General features: G+C 54.8%; 20 protein-coding genes. 8 read left to right on the plus strand and 12 right to left on the minus strand.

Annotated features, from left to right (window positions below; translation table 11 throughout):
* The first annotated feature begins 130 nt into the window (after nucleotides 1–130).
* The gene (locus PU624_RS05170; protein ID WP_283546832.1) at nucleotides 131–1,315 is read left to right on the plus strand and encodes a BaiN/RdsA family NAD(P)/FAD-dependent oxidoreductase; all 1,185 of its coding nucleotides are present in this window, start codon (nucleotides 131–133) and stop codon (nucleotides 1,313–1,315) included.
* 7 nt (nucleotides 1,316–1,322) lie between these two features.
* Here PU624_RS05170 and PU624_RS05175 read toward each other — a convergent pair whose 3' ends face one another.
* A complete protein-coding gene (locus PU624_RS05175) occupies nucleotides 1,323–2,309 on the minus strand; it encodes an aldo/keto reductase (RefSeq protein WP_283546833.1) in 987 nt (328 codons plus the stop codon).
* Nucleotides 2,310–2,600: 291 nt separating this feature from the next.
* Here PU624_RS05175 and PU624_RS05180 point away from each other — a divergent pair, with 291 nt between their 5' ends.
* The gene (locus PU624_RS05180) at nucleotides 2,601–2,798 is read left to right on the plus strand and encodes a hypothetical protein (RefSeq protein WP_013359382.1); all 198 of its coding nucleotides are present in this window, start codon (nucleotides 2,601–2,603) and stop codon (nucleotides 2,796–2,798) included.
* A 1-nt stretch (nucleotide 2,799) separates the two neighbouring features.
* Nucleotides 2,800–3,627 (plus strand): hypothetical protein, encoded by an 828-nt coding sequence (locus PU624_RS05185; protein WP_283546834.1) that lies wholly within the window; start codon nucleotides 2,800–2,802, stop codon nucleotides 3,625–3,627.
* Nucleotides 3,628–3,658: 31 nt separating this feature from the next.
* Here the strand turns inward: PU624_RS05185 and PU624_RS05190 are convergent, their stop codons facing one another.
* Both PU624_RS05190 and PU624_RS05195 read right to left on the minus strand, forming a co-directional pair.
* Nucleotides 3,659–4,741, minus strand: a complete 1,083-nt coding sequence (locus PU624_RS05190) for a type I restriction endonuclease (RefSeq protein ID WP_283546835.1) — start codon at nucleotides 4,739–4,741, stop codon at nucleotides 3,659–3,661.
* Between the two features lie 343 nt (nucleotides 4,742–5,084).
* The gene (locus PU624_RS05195; RefSeq protein WP_283546836.1) at nucleotides 5,085–6,104 is read right to left on the minus strand and encodes a LacI family DNA-binding transcriptional regulator; all 1,020 of its coding nucleotides are present in this window, start codon (nucleotides 6,102–6,104) and stop codon (nucleotides 5,085–5,087) included.
* Between the two features lie 229 nt (nucleotides 6,105–6,333).
* Between PU624_RS05195 and PU624_RS05200 the strand changes: the two genes are divergently transcribed.
* Nucleotides 6,334–7,011 (plus strand): SDR family oxidoreductase, encoded by a 678-nt coding sequence (locus tag PU624_RS05200; protein ID WP_283546837.1) that lies wholly within the window; start codon nucleotides 6,334–6,336, stop codon nucleotides 7,009–7,011.
* Nucleotides 7,012–7,026: 15 nt separating this feature from the next.
* On the opposite strand, the gene PU624_RS05205 is transcribed toward PU624_RS05200, so the two are convergent.
* Nucleotides 7,027–8,415 (minus strand): sugar porter family MFS transporter, encoded by a 1,389-nt coding sequence (locus PU624_RS05205; protein ID WP_283546838.1) that lies wholly within the window; start codon nucleotides 8,413–8,415, stop codon nucleotides 7,027–7,029.
* 270 nt (nucleotides 8,416–8,685) lie between these two features.
* Here PU624_RS05205 and PU624_RS05210 point away from each other — a divergent pair, with 270 nt between their 5' ends.
* A complete protein-coding gene (locus PU624_RS05210; protein ID WP_179898766.1) occupies nucleotides 8,686–9,345 on the plus strand; it encodes an epoxyqueuosine reductase QueH in 660 nt (219 codons plus the stop codon).
* Here the strand turns inward: PU624_RS05210 and PU624_RS05215 are convergent, their stop codons facing one another.
* The gene (locus PU624_RS05215; protein ID WP_283546839.1) at nucleotides 9,346–9,846 is read right to left on the minus strand and encodes a helix-turn-helix domain-containing protein; all 501 of its coding nucleotides are present in this window, start codon (nucleotides 9,844–9,846) and stop codon (nucleotides 9,346–9,348) included.
* Between the two features lie 338 nt (nucleotides 9,847–10,184).
* On the opposite strand from PU624_RS05215, the gene PU624_RS05220 reads away from it, so the two are divergent.
* Nucleotides 10,185–11,207, plus strand: coding sequence for an alpha/beta fold hydrolase (locus PU624_RS05220; protein ID WP_283546840.1), 1,023 nt, complete (start codon nucleotides 10,185–10,187; stop codon nucleotides 11,205–11,207).
* Nucleotides 11,208–11,233: 26 nt separating this feature from the next.
* On the opposite strand, the gene PU624_RS05225 is transcribed toward PU624_RS05220, so the two are convergent.
* The 5 genes from PU624_RS05225 to uxuA form a co-directional block, all read right to left on the minus strand.
* Nucleotides 11,234–12,202: a sensor domain-containing diguanylate cyclase gene (locus PU624_RS05225; RefSeq protein WP_283546841.1), complete on the minus strand. Its 969-nt coding sequence runs from the start codon at nucleotides 12,200–12,202 to the stop codon at nucleotides 11,234–11,236.
* 102 nt (nucleotides 12,203–12,304) lie between these two features.
* Nucleotides 12,305–13,282 carry a porphobilinogen synthase gene (gene hemB / locus PU624_RS05230; RefSeq protein ID WP_283546842.1) on the minus strand — a complete coding sequence of 326 codons (978 nt, stop codon included), beginning with the start codon at nucleotides 13,280–13,282 and terminating at the stop codon, nucleotides 12,305–12,307.
* 127 nt (nucleotides 13,283–13,409) lie between these two features.
* Nucleotides 13,410–14,915 (minus strand): glycine betaine/L-proline transporter ProP, encoded by a 1,506-nt coding sequence (gene proP, locus PU624_RS05235; protein ID WP_283546843.1) that lies wholly within the window; start codon nucleotides 14,913–14,915, stop codon nucleotides 13,410–13,412.
* Nucleotides 14,916–15,362: 447 nt separating this feature from the next.
* Nucleotides 15,363–16,970, minus strand: coding sequence for an EAL domain-containing protein (locus PU624_RS05240; RefSeq protein WP_283546844.1), 1,608 nt, complete (start codon nucleotides 16,968–16,970; stop codon nucleotides 15,363–15,365).
* Between the two features lie 285 nt (nucleotides 16,971–17,255).
* Nucleotides 17,256–18,440, minus strand: coding sequence for a mannonate dehydratase (uxuA, locus tag PU624_RS05245; RefSeq protein ID WP_283546845.1), 1,185 nt, complete (start codon nucleotides 18,438–18,440; stop codon nucleotides 17,256–17,258).
* Nucleotides 18,441–18,588: 148 nt separating this feature from the next.
* Between uxuA and PU624_RS05250 the strand changes: the two genes are divergently transcribed.
* Nucleotides 18,589–19,272, plus strand: coding sequence for a FadR/GntR family transcriptional regulator (locus PU624_RS05250; protein WP_283546846.1), 684 nt, complete (start codon nucleotides 18,589–18,591; stop codon nucleotides 19,270–19,272).
* On the opposite strand, the gene PU624_RS05255 is transcribed toward PU624_RS05250, so the two are convergent.
* Nucleotides 19,261–20,316 (minus strand): AI-2E family transporter, encoded by a 1,056-nt coding sequence (locus tag PU624_RS05255; protein WP_283546847.1) that lies wholly within the window; start codon nucleotides 20,314–20,316, stop codon nucleotides 19,261–19,263. The two genes, PU624_RS05250 and PU624_RS05255, sit on opposite strands and share 12 nt — an antisense overlap.
* A 278-nt stretch (nucleotides 20,317–20,594) precedes the next feature.
* Between PU624_RS05255 and PU624_RS05260 the strand changes: the two genes are divergently transcribed.
* The gene (locus PU624_RS05260; RefSeq protein WP_283546848.1) at nucleotides 20,595–21,815 is read left to right on the plus strand and encodes an MFS transporter; all 1,221 of its coding nucleotides are present in this window, start codon (nucleotides 20,595–20,597) and stop codon (nucleotides 21,813–21,815) included.
* A gap of 74 nt (nucleotides 21,816–21,889) precedes the next feature.
* On the opposite strand, the gene PU624_RS05265 is transcribed toward PU624_RS05260, so the two are convergent.
* Nucleotides 21,890–22,705: a TIM barrel protein gene (locus PU624_RS05265; protein ID WP_283546849.1), complete on the minus strand. Its 816-nt coding sequence runs from the start codon at nucleotides 22,703–22,705 to the stop codon at nucleotides 21,890–21,892.
* Between the last annotated feature and the right edge of the window lie 203 nt (nucleotides 22,706–22,908).

Genomic DNA, 22,908 nt, shown 5'->3' on the forward strand with positions numbered 1-22,908 from the left:
TACCCCGGTGAAAAAGAGTTAGATATTAAGCAGATACAATATGACACATTTACGGCAATTTTTTGACGCTGGCGTCTCAGTGAGCAGATCACTACAATCTGCGCCTTTCCAGTTAAGTGAGTGAACCGCAGTGGAACAGTTTGACGTTATCATCATTGGTGCCGGAGCCGCAGGGCTCTTCTGCGCCGCCCAGGCCGGACAGCGGGGACGCCGCGTGTTACTGCTGGATAACGGCAAAAAGCCAGGACGCAAGATTCTGATGTCTGGCGGTGGCCGCTGCAATTTCACCAATCTCTATACGGAACCCGCGGCCTATCTGTCGCACAATCCCCACTTCTGTAAATCGGCGCTGGCGCGTTATACCCAGTGGGATTTTATCGATCTGGTTAATCGCCACGGTATCGCCTGGCATGAGAAAACCCTGGGGCAGCTCTTTTGTGATGACTCTGCCCAGCAGATTGTCGATCTGCTGCTGGCCGAATGTGACAAAGGCAATGTCACGCTGCGACTGCGCAGTGAAGTGCTCAGCGTAGCGCGCGATGAAAGCGGTTATACCCTTCAGCTCAACGGCAGCACGGTTCAGGCGGAGAAGCTGGTCATTGCCAGTGGCGGTCTGTCGATGCCTGGCCTGGGCGCTTCGCCGTTTGGCTATAAAATTGCGGAGCAGTTCGGACTGAGCGTGTTCCCGACGCGCGCGGCGCTGGTGCCGTTTACCCTGCACAAGCCGCTGCTGGAGCAGTTGCAGACGCTGTCAGGCGTCGCGCTGGAGACCACTATCGATGCGCAGGATGGCACCCGCTTCAAAGAGGCGATGCTCTTTACCCACCGTGGTCTCTCCGGCCCGGCGGTATTGCAGATTTCCAGCTACTGGCTGCCGGGTGAGTTCGTCACCATCGATCTCTCGCCCGCCACACCACTTGACGCGTTTCTGGCGGCGCAGCGTGAAGCGCATCCGAATCTCAGCCTGAAAAACAGCCTGGCGAAAATCCTGCCAAAGCGTCTGGTGGAAGTCCTGCAGGCGCTGAATGTGGTGCCGGATATCACCCTGAAGCAGCTCAACAGCAAACAGCAAACCGAGCTGGTGCAGACGCTGCACGCCTGGCGCATCCAGCCAAACGGCACCGAGGGGTATCGTACTGCGGAAGTGACGCTGGGCGGCGTGGATACCACACAGCTCTCCTCGAAAACCATGGAGGCGCGCGCGGTGCCGGGGCTTTACTTTATTGGGGAAGTGGCCGATGTCACCGGCTGGCTGGGGGGATATAACTTCCAGTGGGCCTGGAGTTCCGCCTGGGCCTGCGCCCAGGCGTTGTAACGCAGGTTTACCAGCGCTGATGCACGTGAGGTGCGATCTTCTCCTGATAGATCTGCTTCAGTGCCGCCATCGTCTCTGCAGAGAGCGCGTCGACGTCGCTGGCGCGGGCATTGGCTTCAGCCTGTTCGCGGTTTTTCGCGCCAGGAATCACCACGCTGACATCTTCGTTCATCAGGATCCAGCGCAGCGCAAACATCGCCATGGTGGTGTCACCCGTGACAAAGCGGCGAATCTCCTCAACCGCCTCCAGCGCCACCTCATAAGGCACGCCGGAGAAGGTTTCGCCTTTATCGAACGCTTCGCCATTACGGTTAAAGGTGCGATGGTCGTCAGCGGCAAACACGCTGTCGGCGCGCATTTTGCCGGTCAGTAAGCCTGAAGCCAGCGGCACACGGGCGATGATCGCCACGTCACGGCGTTTCGCTTCACGCAGCAGCAGCTCAGCCGGACGCTGGCGGAAGATGTTGTAGATCAGCTGAATTGACGCGACGTTGGGAAACTCCAGCGCCTTCAGACCTTCCTCGACTTTCTCAACGGAAACGCCGTAATGACGGATTTTTCCGGCGGCGACCATCTCATCCATCACGGCAAACACGTCCGGGTTGTAGTAGACCTCGGTTGGCGGGCAATGCAGCTGCACCAGATCCAGCGTTTCGGTCTGCAGATTTTCCCGTGAGCGTTCGATAAACGCGTTGAGGTTTTCGGCGTTGTAGCCCTCAGCCACGTGCGGTGAAAGGCGACGCCCCAGCTTGGTCGCCACAAACGGGCGTTCCCCGCCGCGCTGATTCAGCACCTCTGCGATAATCTTTTCGGAGCGACCATCGCCATAGACATCGGCGGTATCAATAAAGGTGATGCCTGCATCCAGCGCAGCGTTCAGCGCGGCTTTGGCATCCTCCATACTCACTTCTCCCCAGGTTCCGCCAATAGCCCATGCGCCAAAGCCAATTTCGGAGACGCGCTGACCGGTACGGCCCAGTGTTCGTAGTTTCATGCAAACATTCCTCGATGCGTTTCAGACAGGGTGACAGAAAGCGGCTAACCATTGAGCTTAGCGCTTCCTGGTGAAGAGGCGATCAGGCTTCAACGCAGAGCCGTCCGGAAAAACAGGACCTGTTGACGGCAGGCTACTGGTTACGTTGAATAATTCAGGTAAGAACAGCGTTACAGGCGTCGCTACCGCTTCGCTAAATAATTGATTTTAAGATATTTCACCTGAAATTAAACAGGCGGAAATGTCGATTCGGTCACATACTTCAATTTTCAGGCCAATAATGGGATCGCTATGTTCAAATTTGTTAAGTCGGTCTTTGCCAGTCCCGAGAAGTTTCTGCAGATCATGACCCGTCAGGATATTAACGACTCCATCGCTGAAGGTGAGCGCATCATTATTGACGAGAACGGCAATATCTCGGTCAACACGCTGAGCGAGGAAGTCCACGAAGATTTCGCCCGTCATGTGAATACGTTAAAGGGAGTGTGAGGTGGGTACCGCAATATTTATGGTGCTGATGGTCAGTGGTTACTGGTACACCAGCCGTGATTTAAACAGCCGCTTTAAAATCCGTCGTTCGTCGGGCTGGGACGTCTATTTCCTGGTCGCACTTTACGGCTGTATTTTTGTTCTGCAGGGTGTATTTGCGACCGGCATCATCTGGTTACTGCTGCTCTGCATCTCCGGCATCGCCAATGCCGTCCAGATGATCCCTGGCGTTCATCTGAAGTGGCAGGTGGAGTTTATGACATGGAGCTTCCTGGGCATCCAGGCACCGGTCGTGATCATGCTCGCCTTTGCCATTCTGCTCTGTCTTTATCGCTCAAACTGGGCAGGCAGCGCACGACTCAACGTCTCCGGTCGTAAAGATCTTTATCAGAAACTGTCGCGCTCCAATGGCGTGGAACAACTGCTGTTTCAGTGCATGGAAGAGGGCGAACTGGCGTGGATTACCCTGAAGTCGCGCCGTATTTACATCGGCATGGTGCACGCCTCGACCTTTGAATATGAGAGCACCAAAAACATCGTGCTGATCCCGATGCTGAGCGGATACCGCGACAGCAAGACGCTGAAGCTGGCAGTGGAACATAACTACAGCAAGTGGTACGCCGAGCATGACATCACGCTCGACTCTAAACCCAAAGATGCGATGTCGTTCCGTAAAGTGATCATGGTTGACCAGATTGAGAGCCTGTCACTGTTCGATCCGGCCAGCGCCACGGCGCTTTCGATGGGACATCCGCAGGAACTGGAGAAGAGTCAGGGCAAAGACGATGGCGACAGCCCGGACGATAAAAGCCGGGACGAGCAGGATTAAAAAGCCAGGAGAGCATCCTGGCTGCTGGCTATCAAGAGTATTGCTGTGCAGTATCTCTCAGCTGATCAGTTAGATTGTAAATATCGTTGAGTGACGTAATGGGATGGCGAGTCTCTTTTTTCTCGCCATCAAACATCCCGATATACAACTGGCTACGGTTGAAATGAAGACGGCAAATTGGCTTACGATTGTTATCGTCGATCAAAATACCAAGATAACTTTGGGTGTCGCGGAAGGTAATCCTTTGAGGATCAATAACTTTTCTGATTATTGATTTTACGATATGAAACCCTTCGATCTCCATTTCTGTCGTAACAACTGTGCCGTTATCTGCATCGTTTTTATCAACACTACTTTTCGACAAATCTTCACTATTAAGTTGGTTTGATACCATCGTTCCACCGCTAATAGCCGATTTCAGTCTTTCATTTACCTGGTCATTAAGCCACTGAGTGGCCGCTTTTTTAGTCAGTATAGTAAATTGCTCTCTGACTTTTTGCGTGAGTATGCCGTCATAAACACGTGAGGCAAAAAATTTAACAAAATCCTCATCGGGTTCGCTGAACTGGCTGGAAATCATCTTTTTTATCTGGCTAATGAATTTAAGTTCACCAGCTGCACTGACTATCGAATCTACATCAAAAGCACTTTTTGTGAGTTTAACCAGTTCTGGAACTACATGTTCATCGATATCCAGTAAATCCAGTTCTAAAAATGGCTTCTCATCCATTTTGTTCGGTGCATCCAGATCGGTAAAAAATTTATAAAGCTGGCCATTTGTTAAGATAGAAATTCGGGCATTTGTCACATGGAAGTAACGGAAGAGTTGCGAGGCATGTTTAACGTTTAATGGTTCTCCAATTTTTTTACATTCAATCAGGATCTGGATTTCACCACCTTTAGATATAGCGTAATCAATCTTCTCACCTTTTTTAGTACCGACATCACAGATGAACTCAGGAATGACTTCCGTCGGGTCAAAAACATCATATCCCAGGATCTGGCTAATGAAGGGCATGACAAAAGCACTTTTAGTGGCTTCTTCTGTCTGAATAATTGCTGCTTGCTGCTGAATCTTCGCTGAAAGCCCATTGAGGTTATTGAAAATATCCATAGCTCACCCTGTTTTGGTTCTACTTAGCTGTAGTTTTTAACTTCATTAGCTGAGGTAATGAAGTTGCCAGGACGCAAAAGGTCCGAACTCTTTTTTTCTTATATTGGTCAGTTATATAGTTTGTTGTGGGCGTGTTGAATTGTTCCTTCAATTCTTTTAAAAGTAAGAAAAAATTATCAGAAAAAAATGAGATTGGCTATTTAGTGATCGCTTATGAAGAGATTTTTTTCGAAAAGGGTTACTTTCTATGAAAGGTAATGAGTTCTTCCTGGGACTTCAGACCGCATTTAGCAACGTTTTGAGGATTCATCGCGTTACCAGAGCCTGGCAAATTTAGCCCCCCTCATACCATATTTTCCGCCGTAAACAGCCGAAACGCGACTTTACCCGCCTGATAGACATCCGGTTGATAGCCGGTCTCCAGATGATTCAGCATCAGATCAATCGCTAACCGGGCATGCTGCTGAGCATGCTGATCCAGCGTAAACGCCACTTCATCGTTCAGCAGCAGCTGGCGGGTCACATCATACAGCTCATGGGTGATGTAAGTGCATTTGCCCAGCAGCTGATGGGCGCGCAGGGTATCGCTGACGTCGGTGTTGCCCATGCCGGTGTTATAGACGCCGGCAATTGCCTGCGACGGACGCAGGTTACGCGCCAGTTCGCTGCGGATGGTCTCCCGCTGATCCTGACCTGCCAGCACCTCACGCAGATGACGCTGCGGCGCGCGCTGCGCCATCGCCTCACGGAATCCCGCGATGCGCTGACGGTGGGCGCGGTAATCAAAGCGACCGCTGACCATCAGAATGTCGCCAGGCTGATTCACTGTTTTACTCATCAGCAGTCCGGCCGTGCGGCCCGCCTGATACTGATCGATGCCGACATGACACAAACGGTCGGCATCGGGCAGATCGGTGACGATGGTGATCACCGGCACATTGCGGCTGTGGCACAGCGCCAGTGCCCGATAGATGGGCGGCGAGTCGTGCGCGAACACAATGATGCCGTCGCGGTTACTGCTGCGGGCGATAATGCTCTGCGCCAGCTGCTCAGGCTGCGCTTCGGCCACCAGGGTTTTGTGCAGTTTCAGGCGGCGATAGCCCAGCTGACTGGCAACCTCGCTGAAATGGGTCGTGAGTTGCTGAAAAAAGGATGAGCCGTTATTGCTGAGGAAAACCTCGATTTGCCACGGATGCTGGTACTCCTCTGGCAGCAGACGTTTCAATCCCACTTCACGTGCGGCTTTCAGGACTTTGCGGCTGGTCTCCAGCGACACGCCGCCGCGCTCGTTCAGCACCCGATCGACCGTCGCAATCCCGACGCCCGCCATTTTTGCCACCACTTCTAAGGTGAGCTTTTTCATTCAGACTCCACGCGGAAAATGGCGATTAACTGCTGCCTGCCAGGCTGTTTATCTCTTCTAACCGTTTAAAAGTAAAACATAAAGCGATTTAATGATGGAAAACCATCAACAGCGCTGGGGTGCGATGTTTTTACCGACCGTGCGGTCGACAGGCGAAAAAGCACAGCGGGTCGCTGTCCCGGCGGAATAGCCGTTAAGCTTCTAGTGAGACAATCAATGAGGAGTGAATATGGCTCAGCAAAAAGAGGTTCTGATTATTGGTGCTTCGCGCGGTATCGGTCTGGCGGTGGCACAGGCATTTGCCGGAGAGGGCTGGCAGGTCACGGCTACGCATCGCAGTGGCATTCCGGAACAGGGCAAAAAGCCAGAGATTCACTGGTATGCGCTGGATATGACCCATGCATCGGCGGTTCAGCAGCTTGCCAGCCAGCTCAGTGGCAAAACGTTCGATGCGATTCTGATCAATGCCGGGATTTCCGGGCCTTCGCATCAGAAGGTGTCTCAGAGTGACGATCAGGCGCTGGCACAGCTGTTCCTGACCAATGCGATAGCGCCGGTTCGAAGCGCAGAGATTTTGCTGCCGCTGCTGAAGCCGGAAGGCGTGCTGGCGCTGACTTCATCTCAGCTCGGCAGTCTGAATGAAAATCCAGAGGCGCAGATGCCGATTTACTCGGCCAGTAAAGCCGCCCTGAATATGCTGAGCCGTACGCTGACACCGGCGGTCAACGCGCAGCACGGGACGCTGCTGACGCTGCATCCCGGCTGGGTGAAAACGGATATGGGCGGTGAGAGCGCGCCCCTGACGGCAGAAGAGAGTGCCGCGGGTATCGTCCAGCAGCTGACCCAGTGGCGCGGACGCGGTGGTCATCACTACGTCGATTACGCCGGCCAGCAGCTGCAATGGTAAGCGGATACGGGGCGGTTACGCCCCGATGTCACGCAGCGCCTTACCCTTCATCAGGTTGCGTTCGATATGCTCCAGCGTGACGTGTTTGGTCTCGGGTACCAGCATGACTGTCAGCACGATAAACACCAGATTGAGCGCGCCATAGAACCAGAAGGTGTTGGCGTTCCCGAGCTGATCCAGCATCGTCAGGAAGGTTGCCCCCACAATCATATTGCCGACCCAGTTAGTGGTGGTCGAAGCCGTAATCCCGAAGTCACGCCCTTTCAGCGGCTGAATCTCTGAACAGAGCAGCCAGATTACCGGTCCGGCCGCCATTGCAAAGCCGACGATAAACATCAGCAGCATCGCGACAGCAAAATATTTGCGGAAATCGGTTTCAACGCCCATATGCAGCAGCGTGCCCAGCACGCCCATACCCACCGCCATCACCAGAAAACTGGTGGTGAGCATGGGTTTGCGACCCCAGCGATCGACAAAGAAAATTGCAATCAGCGTGGCCAGCATGTTCACCAGCCCGACAATCACCGTGCCCCACATCTGCTCACTGGTGCTGGAGAAGCCGGCAATGTTGAAGATTTTGGGCGCGTAATACATCACCACATTCATACCGGTAAACTGCTGCATCACCTGTAGCAGCATCCCCAGCCATACTGCGCGGCGGAAATTGCCATTTGAACGGAACAGCGACCAGCCGCGCTGCTTCACCTGCAGGCTTTCACGGATCTCTTCCAGCTCCTCCCGGGCCTGCTCACTGCTGTTACGCAGCCGATCCAGCACCCGCTGCGCCTCGTTAAAGCGTCCGTGTGCTGCCAGCCAGCGTGGGCTGTTGGGCAGAAACAGCACGCCGATAAACAGGATCACTGCCGGAATGGCGATCACGCCGAGCATCCCGCGCCAGTTGCCGCTGTAGCTGAACGCGGTGTCGGAGAGATAAGCCACCACGATGCCGGTGGTCAGCATCAGCTGGTACATCGAAATCATTGAGCCACGAATCCGTTCCGGCGCAATCTCCGCCAGATAGAGTGGCGCGGTATAAGAGGCGATCCCCACCGCCAGACCCAGCATCACACGGGCGCAGACCAGCGATTCCACATCGGGTGAAAAGGCTGACCACAGCGAGCCAATCACAAACAGCGTTGCGCCCGCCAGCATACTTTTTTTACGTCCCAGTTTTGATGACATCCAGCCCGCCGCCAGCGCGCCCAGCGCTGCACCAAACATCATCGAACTCACTACCCACTCCTGCTGATGGTTAGTGATCTGCAAATCCTTCGCCAGAAACGGCAAGGCACCTGCGATGACGCCGATATCCAGACCAAACAGCAGGCCGGAGAGCGCCGCCATAAAACAGACGAACCAGGTAAAGCGGTTCTGTTGATTTCCCGATTTTTTTGCCGCAACCATGCAGGTCTCCTTGCCGTGATTCAGTGTCAGTATTGTTAATGTTATGTAAACATAGTCGATACCAGTGTGGGGGCGATCACACTTCCGGCCATCGCCGCGGTCACACAGCCTTGTCGCGGCAAGAAAGTTTGGGAGATCAGCAGAGTGGCGCGGAAAGAGCACATCGCGGCAGAGGCACGAATACGCAAAGCAGGGCGTTTCAGGAGAGATTTTGCAACTGCCCGCCTGCGGCATTACACTGCCGCTTTCCTGCATTGATTGAAGGTGCTTATGTCTGAACCTTTCCAGCGTCAGCCGCTGCCCCTGCCGGGCGGTCATAAAAAAGTCCTGCTGCACTCCTGTTGCGCACCCTGTTCGGGTGAAGTGATGGAAGCGATGCTGGCATCCGGCATTGAATACACTATCTATTTCTACAACCCGAATATTCATCCGCTCAAAGAATATGAGCTGCGCAAAGAGGAGAATATTCGCTTTGCTGAAAAATTTGGTGTGCCGTTTGTTGATGCGGATTATGACCGGGATAACTGGTTTGAGCGGGCGCGTGGATTGGAGTGGTCACCGGAACGGGGTGAACGCTGCACCATGTGTTTTGATATGCGCTTTGAGCGCACGGCACTCTATGCCCATGAGAACGGCTTCCCGGTGATGACCAGTTGCCTGGGGATTTCACGCTGGAAAGATATGAAGCAGATTAACGACTGTGGTGTTCGCGCAGCGGCGGCGTATCCGGATCTGATGTACTGGGATTTTAACTGGCGTAAAGGCGGCGGGTCGTCGCGCATGATTGAAATCAGCAAGCGCGAGAGTTTTTATCAGCAGGAATATTGTGGCTGCGTCTATTCACTGCGCGACACCAATCGTCATCGCGTCACCCAGGGACGTGAGCGTATTCAGATTGGTGTGCAATATTATCAGCCGGATGAATCCTGATTAACCCCTGTCGCGGAAAGCGTCTGCCTGCGCATATCCGCGCACTGTGTGCGTAACAGGCCGGACTGTTACGCCACAGCTCTGCTTCAGGCTTCCGGGTCGCACGTAGCTGCACAGCGCACAGGGATCATCAACGTCGCCGATCTGCTGCTTCGCCTCGTCGTTCATCAGACGCTTACGGCAGGCGCTCGGCGTGCAGCCCATAATCTGCTTAAACGAGCGGGTAAAAGATTGCTGGCTTTCAAAATGATATTTCAGCGCCAGACTGATAATCGGCGTACTACTGTTTTTTAAATCATTAACACTGGCATTAAGCTTTTTCTTACGAATATAACGCGCCAGCGTTTCATTATGATAACGGGCAAAGAGTTTCTGCAAATACCACTTAGAGTAACCGGCCTTTTCTGCAATATCATCAACGCTTAAACGCTGATCCAGATTATTATTAATCCATTCCGTGACGGAGACGATTACGCTTTCGTTATATTTATTCTCGTTCATAGACCCCCCTTTTAATTTGGGAAGATTCTAATTAATTTATCTTAATGTGCTTATTCTTTGCGTAAAGATTTTTCAGTATTTGAATCGTTATCTCTGAAGATATTCATCTGAACGGCAGTTATTAATAAACAGGATGCATTGTGATTAATATGTTGGTAATTATGGTTAAACCGATAACGGATTCAGACTGACAGGCATTAACGCGCGGCAGGATGCTGCCCGCCTCAGATTCAATGCGGTCAGCGCCTGTGTAATCAACGTGATAGCACAGCTCATCAATAGATTTTTCGCTGTGACCTGCCAGGCTTACGACTGACCTTTAACCTGGAGACCCCCGGATGAGCCCGATAGATGCGCTGAGAAAACCGCTTGCCGCCTTGCTCACCTCGCTGGCTTTATTTGCGCATGCATCGGCCAGTGCCGCGCCTGTCTATGGCGAGCAGCTGGAAGGATTTCACTATCCTTATCCTCTGCAGCATTTCGATTTTCAGTCCCAGCAGCAACCGCTGAGCATGGGCTATATGGATGTGAAACCGGCGCAACGGGCCAACGGCACAACCGTGGTGCTGATGCACGGTAAAAACTTCTGTGGCGCGACCTGGGAAGAGACTATTCGCGCCCTGAGTCAGCAGGGATATCGCGTTATCGCGCCCGACCAGATTGGTTTTTGCAGCTCGACCAAGCCCGCCAGCTATCAATACAGCTTTCAGCAACTGGCAGAGAACACCCATCAGCTGCTTGCCCGGCTGGGTGTGGAGAAGGCGGTGATTGTCGGTCACTCCACGGGCGGGATGCTGGCCACGCGCTATGCACTGATGTACCCGGCACAGACGCAGAAGCTGGTGCTGGTTAACCCGATAGGGCTGGAGGACTGGAAAGCCAAAGGCGCGCCGTGGCGTTCGGTGGATCAGTGGTATCAGCGCGAACGTAAACTCAGCGCAGCGGGCATTAAGAAGTATGAGCAGCAGACTTACTATGTCGGGCGCTGGAAACCGGAATATGACAAGTGGGTCGATATGCTGGCCGGGCTCAACAGCGGGCCGGGCCATCAGAAGGTGGCATGGAACTCGGCCTTAATCTACGACATGATCTTCACGCAGCCGGTGTTTTATGAATTCGGCGATCTGAAAGTCCCGACGACGCTGATGATCGGCACCTCAGACACCACCGCCATCGGCAGTGATATCGCTTCTGCAGAGGTGAAAGCCCGGCTGGGGGATTATGCGGTGCTGGGGAAAGAGACGGCAAAACGCATTCCGGGCGCGCGCTTGATTGAATTTCCCGGTATGGGACACGCGCCGCAGATGGAAGAACCGGCAAAGTTTAATCAGGCGCTGCTCGACGATCTGGGCCGGCCCTGATGGGTCAGGCGCTGCGGCGCCTGACTTTACACCGCGATGCGTTTCTGCTTTTTACTGAGGTACATCTGCTCATCGCTGTCGTGCAGCAGCTGTTCCAGCGACTGCGGATTCGCCGCGTCAAACGCGACCACGCCGGAAGAGAATTGCAGACGGTAGCGACGGTTCAGGCTGATTGACTGCTGTTGTAAGTAACGGTCGAACTGCATGAGCAGTGCTTCACTCTGCTGCTGCTGCAGGCCATTAAACAGCACCACAAACTCATCGCCGCCCAGACGGGCAAACAGATCGGAGTGCTTAAACACGACTTTCATCGCATCGGCAAAGTCCATCAGCGCACGGTCGCCTTCGCGATGGCCCAGCGTGTCATTAATCTGCTTAAACTTGTCGAGATCGAGGAAGGTCAGGCAGGCGGGACGGTTTTTCATCCGGCACTCATTCAGCACCATCTGGCCCAGCGTCATAAAGCCGCGACGATTGGTAATCTGTGTCAGTTCATCACAGGTGGCGGTCTGAAAGGCGACCAGTTCCGCTTCGGCCATGGCAGCCAGGTCGCGCATCGTAGCCTGGTCCTCTTCATTAAACTGACGCGGCTCACGGCCAATAATACAGAGCGTACCCATTTTCGCGCCGCCAGGTGACCGCAGCGGACAGCCGGCATAAAAGCGAATATGCGGATCGCCGATCACCAGCGGGTTATCATGAAAACGTTCATCTTTTGATGCATCTTCAACGATCATGATCTCATCCTGCAGGATGGCATGGGCGCAAAAGGAGATGTTCCGGGGCGATCCTGTAGGTTCATAGCCCTGAGCGGATTTAAACCACTGATGGTCAGATTCCAGCAGGCTGACTAACGCGATAGGAACGTCATAAAGACGGCGCGCCAGTCGGGTTAAACGGTCAAAACGCTCTTCCGCAGGGGTGTTCATTATGTTCAGCGCACGCAACTGCGATAAACGTTGTGCCTCATCGGCGGGGATTTCAGGTGCTTTCATCACAGAGCCCTTTGTTTTCTAGCTGAAGCCAGGTTCTGGTGTTTGCCTTACAGCGAAGAAAAAGAGCGTGATATAGCGACCACGCTCTTTATGAGGAGGGGATCAGAGCACTTTTTGTTCGGCGAGATCAAGGGCGAAATAGCTGAAAATGAGGTCCGCACCGGCGCGTTTAATTGCACCCAGACTTTCCAGCACCACATTGCGTTCATCAATGGCACCGGCCTGTGCGGCAAATTTAATCATCGCGTATTCACCACTCACCTGATAAGCCGCCAGCGGCAGTTCGGTGCGTTCGCGGATGTCGCGCAGGATATCCAGATACGCGCCCGCCGGTTTCACCATCAGTGAATCTGCGCCCTGCGCTGCATCGAGCAGCGATTCGCGGATTGCTTCACGGCGGTTCATCGGGTTCATCTGGTAGGTTTTACGGTCGCCTTTCAGCGCAGTCCCCGCCGCTTCACGGAACGGGCCGTAAAACGATGAAGCGAATTTAGTGGAGTAGGACATGATGGCAGTATGAGTGAAGCCCGCAGCGTCCAGAGCCCGGCGAATCGCCTCGACCTGACCATCCATCGCCGCTGACGGGGCGATGAAATCTGCACCGGCGGCGGCGGCCACCACGGCCTGCTTACCCAGGTTTTCCAGGGTTGCATCGTTATCGACGCCGTGATCACAGAGCACGCCACAGTGGCCGTGGCTGGTGTATTCACAGAAACAGGTGTCAGACATCACAATCATTTCCGGCACGGTATCTTTGCAGATGCGCGACATACGCGCCACCAGACCGTTTTCGTTCCAGGCATCGCTGCCGGTGGCGTCGGTATGGTGTGAAATACCAAAGGTCATCACCGAGCGGATACCCGCTTTAGCGATACGCTCAATCTCAAACGCGAGACGTTTTTCCGGAATACGCATGACGCCAGGCATCGCCTGAATCGCTTTGTAATCGTCGACTTCTTCTTCAACAAAGATAGGCAGAGCCAGATCGTTCAGGCTCAGGGAAGACTCCTGGAACATTTCACGCATTGAGGCGCTGGCGCGCAATCTTCTTGGGCGCTGGATAAGGGAATAATCAGACATTTTCATTCTTACGCAGGTGAAAAAAGTAACAACAGTTTACTCCCTTTGACCGCGAGGCATGAAGGTTTGTGTGCGGTAAGAGAGGGGGAAAAGGACTCTCCCGCCGGGCGGCGGGAGAGCAGAACGATTACTCGTTGATATCCGGATGCTGCTGCACCAGGTTTTTACGTTTCGCTTCCAGACGGGCGATCTCTTCGTCGATATCTTCGATTTTGTGCTCGATGTTATCGTGATGCTCCTGAAGGATTTCGCGCGCTTCTTCCATATCGGAGGCCGCTGGCGTTGCACCTTTCAGTGGCTTGTTCGCCGTCTCTTTCATGAACAGACCGGTAATCAGACCAATCACTGCCACCACCATCAGATAGTAGGCTGGCATGTAGAGGTTGCTGGTGGTTTCTACCAGCCAGGCGGCCAGCGTCGGCGTCAGACCGGCAACCAGTACCGAGATGTTAAACGCACTCGCCAGCGCACTGTAGCGGATGTGGGTCGGGAACATCGCAGGCAGTGACGACGCCATCACGCCGGTAAAGGCGTTGAGAATTACCGCCAGCAGCAGCAGACCACCAAAAATCAGTCCCAGCACGCCGCTGTTGATCATCATGAAGGCAGGAATCGAGAAGACCATCAGGGCGATACTGCCGATGATGACAAACGGACGACGGCCAAAACGGTCACTCATCATGCCGATCATCGGCTGAACGAACAGCATACCGATCATGATGGCGATGATAATCATCACGCCGTGATCTTCGCTGTAGTGCAGGTTGTGCGACAGGTAGCTCGGCATGTACGTCAGCAACATGTAGTAGGTGACGTTCGTGGCGATAACCAGACCGATACAGGAGAGCAGGCTGCGCCAGTGTTTGGTGGCGATCTCTTTAAATGAAACCTGCGGACCATCCTGCAGACCTTCGCGGTCGCCCTGTTCCAGTTTGTCCACATGCTGCTGGAATGCCGGAGTCTCTTCCAGTGCATGGCGCAGGTAAAGACCGATAATACCCAGCGGCAGCGCGACGAAGAACGGCAGACGCCAGCCCCACTCAAGGAAGCGCTCTTCTCCGATAATGGAGGAGATCAGCACCACCAGGCCCGCGCCGAGCACGAAGCCCGCAATCGAACCAAAGTCCAGCCAGCTTCCCATAAAGCCGCGTTTACGGTCAGGCGAATACTCGGCCACAAAGATTGAAGCACCGGTATATTCACCCCCCACCGAGAAGCCCTGAGCCATCTTCGCTAACAGCAGCAGGACCGGTGCCCAGATGCCGATTGAGGCGTAAGAGGGTATCAGGCCGATACAGAAGGTACTGACCGACATGATGATAATGGTGATGGAGAGGATTTTCTGACGACCATATTTGTCGCCCAGCATCCCGAAGAACAGACCACCCAGCGGGCGGATCAGGAATGGAACAGAGAAGGTGGCGAGCGCCGCGATCATCTGGACACCCGGCGAAACGTCCGGGAAGAAGACTTTACCCAATGCATAGGCGACGAAGCCATAAACACCGAAGTCAAACCACTCCATTGCGTTCCCCAGAGAGGCCGCAGTGATGGCTTTACGTAAACGGGCATCATCGATGATAGTGACATCATCGATCCCAATTGGTTTTACACGCTTCCTACGCAATTTCATAGAATTACCCTGTAATGGAACACGAAAGTTCTCAACGGCGCGAGCCGGGGTGAATCATTCAGACCGCTGCGTTGAGAAATTTAAGCATAGCCCTAAATAAGCGCTGTTTACGCGCCGGCTGACACAATAATTACTGTTGTTATTATTGCGAACAGCGACAGAGTATACCGTTTTTGTGTGATATCTGTCATGTTTGAGCTAAAAATGGCCGCCATGGACACGAGTTTTCGCTGTTTAGCTCCACAAAAAAATTATCACTCTGCGTGACGACCGCCGTTTTTTTCAGCAAATCAGGGGGCCAGGCGGGGTATCAGGAGAGCAGCAGACACCGCATGTGGTTATCGGGTGTACAACGCCAGCTGCAGGGAAATCCGGGCAGACCAGGAACAGGCGGGAAAAGAGATTGAGGGTTGATCCGGCAGCGAACCTCTTCAGTTCAGGTTCCGTTCAGAGACTGGCCTGCGGATGAGCATCAAGGCGGCGATCCTGCTCAACGGGCTGGTCACCCTGTTCGGCCAGCCAGGCGATGAACGTCGCGTTGTCCATCGGGCGCGCATAATAATAGCCCTGGATATAAATCACGCCGCGACGTTGCAGATAGCTGAACTGTAACGCGGTCTCGACGCCTTCCCCCAGCACTTCCAGCTCGAGATCATGACTGAGCTGGATAATCACATCCAGCACCGGGGTTCTGCCTTCCAGGGATTCAATTGCGTTGATAAAGCCGCGATCGATCTTCAGATAATCCATGGTGAAGGTCTGCAGATAGCTCAGCGAACAGTGACCGGTACCAAAATCATCAATCGCGACCTTCATTCCGCAACCGCGTAACTGCTCCAGTTTGCGTGCCACCTCAGCGCCATCTTTGATCAGGCTGCGTTCAGTCAGCTCCAGGGTAATCAGGAACTGCTTATCTTTGACTCTCCCGGCAAACTGCAGCATATCGTCGACAAAGTCCGGATGCTGCAGATGATCCGCCGCCACATTAATGGCCAGGTGGAAATGCGGTTCAACCTGCCACGCCTGCACATCCTCTGCGATTAAATCGAGCAGATGGCGGGTCAGCGGCACAATCATCCCTTCCGCCTCTGCCGCGCTGATGAAAATATCGGGCCGCACACCGTTACCGTCGGGCGTGGTCCAGCGCAGCAGGGCTTCTGCGCCGCTGCAGCGTTGCAGCCGGTTGTCATAGACCGGCTGATAATGCGCCCTGAACTGGCCGCTGATGATGGCCCGGCGAATCTCATCGCGCCATGAAATACGTCGTTGCAGCCAGTTCGACATCAGCATCATCAGCAGAAGAGAGAAGATAGCCGCCATCGGCATGATGATAAACATCACCTGACGCCAGGCTGAGATCAGCTCAGAGGGCGAGGCAAGCAGAGTGACAGAGAGCGGATAGCGGTTTGATCTGGCCTGATAAATCATAGGTTCAAACCAGCTGGATGCGCCGATGTGCGGATCCCCGAACGAGATGGGGGCGCCATCGCTGAACGTCATGCTGAAATGATAGAGATGGGTGCTGCTGATAGCCCGCATAAAATCGATCAGATACTGGCCATCAATCACTGCCCAGAATCCCTCGCCATCAGGCAGGTCGCGCATAAAAATCACTGCCGGGCGGTCAGGTACGCCGGCTGTCCCGGCAATCGACAGACTCCACCAGGCTTTTCCGGTGACGGGCGCGTCGCGCATGATCATATCTTTCAGAAAACCCGGCTCTGTTCCATAGGCTGAAGAACAGGCAATTCTGTTCTCTTCCATTTTACCGACGGCGCGGAAATAGGGGTTGAGGGAGCCAATTCGCTGCAACTGGTTTTGAATCTGGCTGCAGGGCTGCTGCTGAAACTGGCGCAGCCCGGTAATCATATCCCAGGCGCTGTCACTCATTCTCTCAGCCTGAGATAGCAGGGTATTTGCTGCACTCACCTGCTGCTGTTGCACGGTGTGGCGCGCATCCAGGGCGGTGAAAAAAATGCCAATAGTCAGAGGCAGCACGCCGGCGATAATAATCACCAGCCTGGCGTAGTCGCGTTTTCGTTTCAGTAGCGGCACCGCTGAGTCCTCTGTGTATTTTTTTGTTTTATGCAGGGGGCTGATCAGTCGCGCAGCATAGCATCTCTCCGGGCCGGGCAGATTAGCGTTTTTGCGATTAACAAAACTGACTCAGGTCAATTATCGACCAGACATTACATTTATTGACAGATTGCTTTGCTTTCAGTTGTGTTCAGCAAAAAAATCAGGTGAGAACGGGTGACTGACAGGGTAAAAGGCAACCCGACGCGGCCGATGAAGGAGACCCTGGCCTGTCACAAGACGGGCGCAGGGTAAGACAATGCGTTAATCAGCGAAGTAGATCTGTTTCAGCGCCACTTCAACGCCGCGCAGCTCAGCAAGCCCTTTGAGACGGCCAATGGCGGAATACCCCGGATTGGTGCGCTTATGCAGGTCATCCAGCATCTGATGGCCGTGATCGGGACGCATCGGTATCGCCCGCTGATTCCCCGCTCTGCGACGACGCTGCTCTTCCGCCAGAATAACCCTGATGACGCCGACCATATCGACGTCGCCCGCCAGATGCGCCGCTTCATGGAAGCTGTTGGGGTTCGCCTCACGCTTCGTGGCGCGCAGGTGAATAAAGTTGATGCGGTCGGCATAGGTTTCCGCCATCTCAACCAGCGCATTGTCGGCACGCACGCCATAGGAGCCGGTACAGAAACAGAAACCGTTGTGCAGACTGTCCACCGTTTCTTTCAGCCACTGCATATCTTCCTGCGTCGAGATAATGCGCGGCAGGCCGAGAATGGGACGCGGAGGATCGTCCGGATGCACCGCCAGTTTAATCCCCACTTCCTCTGCAACCGGCACGATGGCGCGCAGGAAGGCAGCCATATGCTCGCGCAGTTTTGCTTTGTCGATACCGTCATACTGGGCCAGCTGCGCCTGGAACTGCTCCAGCGTGTAACCCTCTTCGGCACCCGGCAGACCGGCGATGATGTTGCGCACCAGGGTGCTTTTCTCTTCTTCGCTCATGGCGGCAAAACGCGCGGCGGCGGCCTGCTGCTCAGCGGCGCTGTAATCCTGTTCAGCACCGGGACGCTTCAGCAGATACAGCTCGAAGGCGGCGAACGCATCGGCATCGAAGCGCAGCGCTTTTGCGCCATCCGGCAGCGTCCAGCCGAGGTCGGTTCGTGTCCAGTCCAGCACCGGCATGAAGTTGTAGCAGACGGTATCAATGCCGCAGGCGGCCAGATTGCGTATCGACTGCTGATAACTGGCGATATAGCGAAGGTAGTCACCACGCTGGGTTTTGATCGCCTCATGGACCGGGATGCTCTCCACCACCGACCAGACCAGACCTTTTTCCGCCAGCAGAGCCTGACGCGCTTTAATCTCCTCAACCGGCCAGACCTCGCCGTTAGGGATATGGTGAAGAGCCGTCACGATGCCGGTCGCGCCCGCCTGGCGCGCATCATCCAGTGAGACCGGATCGTTCGGGCCGTACCATCGCCATGTATGTTCCATTTTTACTCCTTACTGTGATGTGGCCCAGTGGTCAGGCCGCTGGACCAAGAGTATGATAGTGGGCAAAACAGGGCCGTGATCCGGATCGCAGCATCACAAACTGCACGGACAAAGTAAGCGGTTTTAAGCGGACAAAAAGGAGAGGGTGATGGCGCTTCCCGTCATTAAAACTGAGCGGCTCTACCGTCAGATCGCTAACGTCATCATGGCCGGCATCACGCGCGGTGACTTTGTGGCCGGTGGCCTGCTGCCACCGGAGCGCGAGCTGGCAAAACAGCTGGGTGTCAGCCGTTCGTCAGTGCGCGAGGCACTGATTGCACTGGAGATGACCGGCTGGGTCGATATCCGGACGGGCAACGGCGTCTATGTCGCTCAGCCGCTGCCACAGGCCGCCGTTCCACAGGAGAGTGAAACCGGCAGCCTGCAGGATCTGCTTCAGGCGCGTGAAGCCTTTGAGGGAATGCTGGCAGGATTTGCCGCCCGGAACGGCACCGCCGATCAGCGTGCGGCACTCCTGGCACTGGCCGCTGAACTGCAGCAGTACAATGAAAACGATGCGGCTTTTCTGGAGCAGGACAAACGTTTCCACCTGCTGATCAGCGAGATGAGCGGCAATGATGTGTTACGTGACCTGCTGGAGCAGTTATGGAACCGGCGTCACAGCCCACATGTGCAACGGCTGGAACGCCATTATGCCGATAACAGCTTTGCGCAGGAGATGAACGCTGACCATCAGCAGATCGCCGATGCGATTGTGGCGGGCGATGAAGTCGCAGCCCGCCAGGCGATGGAAAGCCATCTGCAGCACGTGCAGCAGCGGCTACTTGGTTAATGCCCGCGCCCGCTTAGGTCGTCCGGTGCCCAGCATAATCGCCAGACGGCTGCCGCCTGGCGTGGTCTCCATCAGGATTTTGGTAATGCTGGTGAGTGGCACCGAGAGCAGCATGCCGACCGGCCCGAGCAGCCAGCCCCAGAACACCAGCGACAGGAACACAACCAGCGTTGATAAGCCAAGACCGCGGCCCATCAGACGCGGTTCCAGCATATTACCGAACACCATATGAATGGCGGTAAACAGCGCCGCCACCATTGCGGCATCAAACAGACTGTTCAGTAACAGCGCCTGAAGAAAGGGCGGGATACCGGCGATAATCGGGCCGATATTGGGAATAAAGTTGAGGATAAACGCCACAACAGCCCACAGCAGCGCGAATTTCACATCCAGCAGATAGAGACTCAGCCAGACGGCAATGCCCGTAATCAGACTGACCAGGGTTTTCAGCGCCAGATAGTGCGTCACGCCTTTCAGCGCCTTATGCAGCCCGGCGATGCGGATTTTGGGATTGACCAGCGCGTTACGCATTTTGTAGGGCAGGTGATGGACCTCAAACAGCATAAAGACCACGGTCAGCACCAGCAGCACAGTATTGGTCATCGCGCCGGAAAAGCCGCTCAGCGCCACGCTCGCCAGGTTCATCATGGTGTTCGGGTCGAAACGCTGAACCAGCGCATCGGTTGAAATATTGAGATGAAAACCCGCCGCCAGATGCTGCAGCACCGTCATTTTCTGCTCCATGGTGGCGCGCAGTTGCGGGTAGAGATCAGAAAACTCGCTCATTGAGCTGGCAATAATGGCACCCAGCAGCAGGATACCGCAGAAGATCACGGTAATAACCAGCCCGATTGCCAGTCCACGGCGGAAACCGCGACGCATCAGCATCGTCACCAGCGGATTCAGCACGATGGCAAAGAACGCCGCCAGCAGGAGCGGAACCAGAATATCGGACGCTGCCCGAACCCCGGCGAGGATGATGACCAGCATCGCCAGTTTTATCAGAATATTTTGTCCGATCTTTTCCCGTTGCAGCTCGCTCATGCTCTCTCTCGTAACGTAAATTGGCTGTTACAAGTGTAGCTGAAAGAAAATTAACAGTCTGATTTATCAGAGAAACGGTAAAGCGCGGCGGCAATATGGCCAGGTAATCAGCACCACTGCGCTCAGCTAAAGCGACAGCGCAATAGCCATCCCTTTTCCTGGTTTGCACGCCGCGTTCTGCCGCCCGATAACCGTGCCATTGTGATGCGTGGGGGGCGAAAGCGGATATAGTTAAAGGATAAACCTTATCATTCAGCCAAATACGAGCGCGAGGACTCATGCCTGAACAGCCTGCAGCCGAACAGAATGCCCCATCCGGAAACCTGAATATCTCTCTGCTGATCCTCTCTATCGTGGCCTACAACTTTGCCAGCTATCTCACTATTGGTCTGCCGCTGGCCGTATTGCCAGGCTGGGTACATGACCAGCTGGGCTTCAGCGCATTCTGGGCGGGCCTGGTGATCAGCCTGCAATATGTGGCGACGCTGCTGAGCCGGCCACACGCCGGACGCTATGCCGATATCTGGGGGCCAAAGAAAGTGGTGGTGACGGGCCTGGTGGGCTGTCTGATCAGCGGTTTATGTATTCTGCTGGCGGCGCTAATCGCATCACCGATGTGGAGCCTGACGCTGCTCTGCGTGGGCCGGTTAATTCTGGGCGTGGGCCAGAGCTTTACCGGCACCGGCACTTCGCTGTGGGGTGTCGCGCGTGTCGGTTCGCTGCACATTGGCCGGGTCATCTCCTGGAACGGCATTGTCACCTATGGCGCGATGGCGATTGGCGCGCCGCTCGGCGTGGTGATCTTCCAGGCAGGTGGCCTGCTGTGGCTGTCGCTGGTGATTGTGGCTATCTGCGTGGTGGGCATCGTCTGCGCCGTGCCCCGTCCGGCCGTAAAAGCCAGCCGGGCCAGACCGCTGCCGTTTCGGGCCGTGCTGGGGAAAATCGCCAGCTTTGGTGCAATTCTGGCGATGGGATCGGCAGGTTTTGGCGTCATCGCCACGTTTATCACGCTGTTCTATCAGGATAAAGGCTGGGAAGGGGCGGCCTTCGCGCTCTCCCTGTTCAGCGTGGCTTTTGTCGGTACGCGGCTGCTGTTTCCCAATGCGATTAACCGCCACGGCGGCCTGCGGGTCGCCAGTGTTTGCCTGGCGGTTGAGGCTGCCGGGCTGTTTCTGGTCGCCGCTGCGGGTCATCCCTGGATGGCAAACGCGGGTGCGTTTCTGACCGGTGCCGGGTTCTCGCTGGTGTTCCCGGCGCTGGGCGTGGTGGCGGTAAAAGTGGTGCCGCAGCAGAATCAGGGCAGCGCTCTGGCAACCTATACCGCCTTTATGGACCTGTCGCTGGGGATAACCGGGCCACTGGCCGGATTTATCATGAATTATGCGGATGTTTCACGCGTCTATCTGCTCACGGCGCTATTAGTCTGTGTGGCGTTTTTCTGCACGCTGCGCCTGCAGCGGCGTCAGGCATCGCTGCCAGCAGACGGTTCTTCAGAATAAAAAAATGGCCCAGCAGCGGGCCATAACGTCTTTGCAGACACAGATAAACGTATAAATTCTGGCTGCAACAGGCTTCAGGCCTGAAGCAGTTCAATACTGTGGCGGATCTGGCGTTCAATCTCTGCCGGGGTCCAGCTGTTGAGCTGCCCGGAGAACGGCTCAAAGGCGTAGATGCCCTTATAGCCGAGCTTCTCCAGCCGTTTAACCTGCGCCACGCTCTTCAGCACATCGTTATCACTGAGCATGATGCGTTCGTCGTCGGTCAGTTCGGCGGTCGGACGACGATCTTCCACGCCCGAAAGGTGCACCAGTCCAATCTGATCAATATCAATGCCCGCCGGAAATTCCTGCTCAGCATTCTCATAGAGATGATGGTGAAAGGTATCCAGCAGCAATGTAAAGGGCACGCCCGCCGCGGCAATCAATTCCTGCGCCTGCACGATCGAACGCAGTGAGCTGACCGGAAACCCCAGCGGTTCCACCAGCCCCTGAATGCCATAGTGGGCAAAGTGCGGAGCCAGCGCCTGCATCGCCGCCTGTGTCTGCTGAGACGACACGGCAATCCCCTCATTCAGCGGGCACATCACCAGCGCCTTTGCGCCAATCTGTTGTGCTGTCTGTAACAGCGCCCCGGCACGGTTTAGCAGCGCGTCATCCATGCGGTTAAACGGATAGAGCGCATTAATGGTGACGATATCGATGTGATATCGGTCGGTCAGGGCACGCAGCTGATCGGGGCTGAGATCGTCAGTGACGCTGCCGCCTGGCATGTCATTCCGCAGTTCAACCTTGCTCAGCCCCAGACGCTGAACCAGCTGAAAGAAGGCCTCCAGCGAGAGCCGGGGCGCGATTTTGCGGTTGATACAGAAACGGGTGGGATCAATAGCCATGCGCTGACTCCGGGACAGGAGAGTGTTGCGACTAAAGAGAACATTTATTTCATTAATAGTGAATTATGAAATACAGTTTATTAGATCAGCCTCGCATTAATTTCATATTTCGTTTCACCTATATGCATAAACGCTCAATCAGCTTCGCAGTAACAGAACCGATCCGCAACAAGGCGATTTCCCTTCTGCGCAAAGGCTGGCAG

The sequence above is a fragment of the Pantoea sp. Lij88 genome, assembly GCF_030062155.1.
Taxonomy (GTDB): domain Bacteria; phylum Pseudomonadota; class Gammaproteobacteria; order Enterobacterales; family Enterobacteriaceae; genus Pantoea.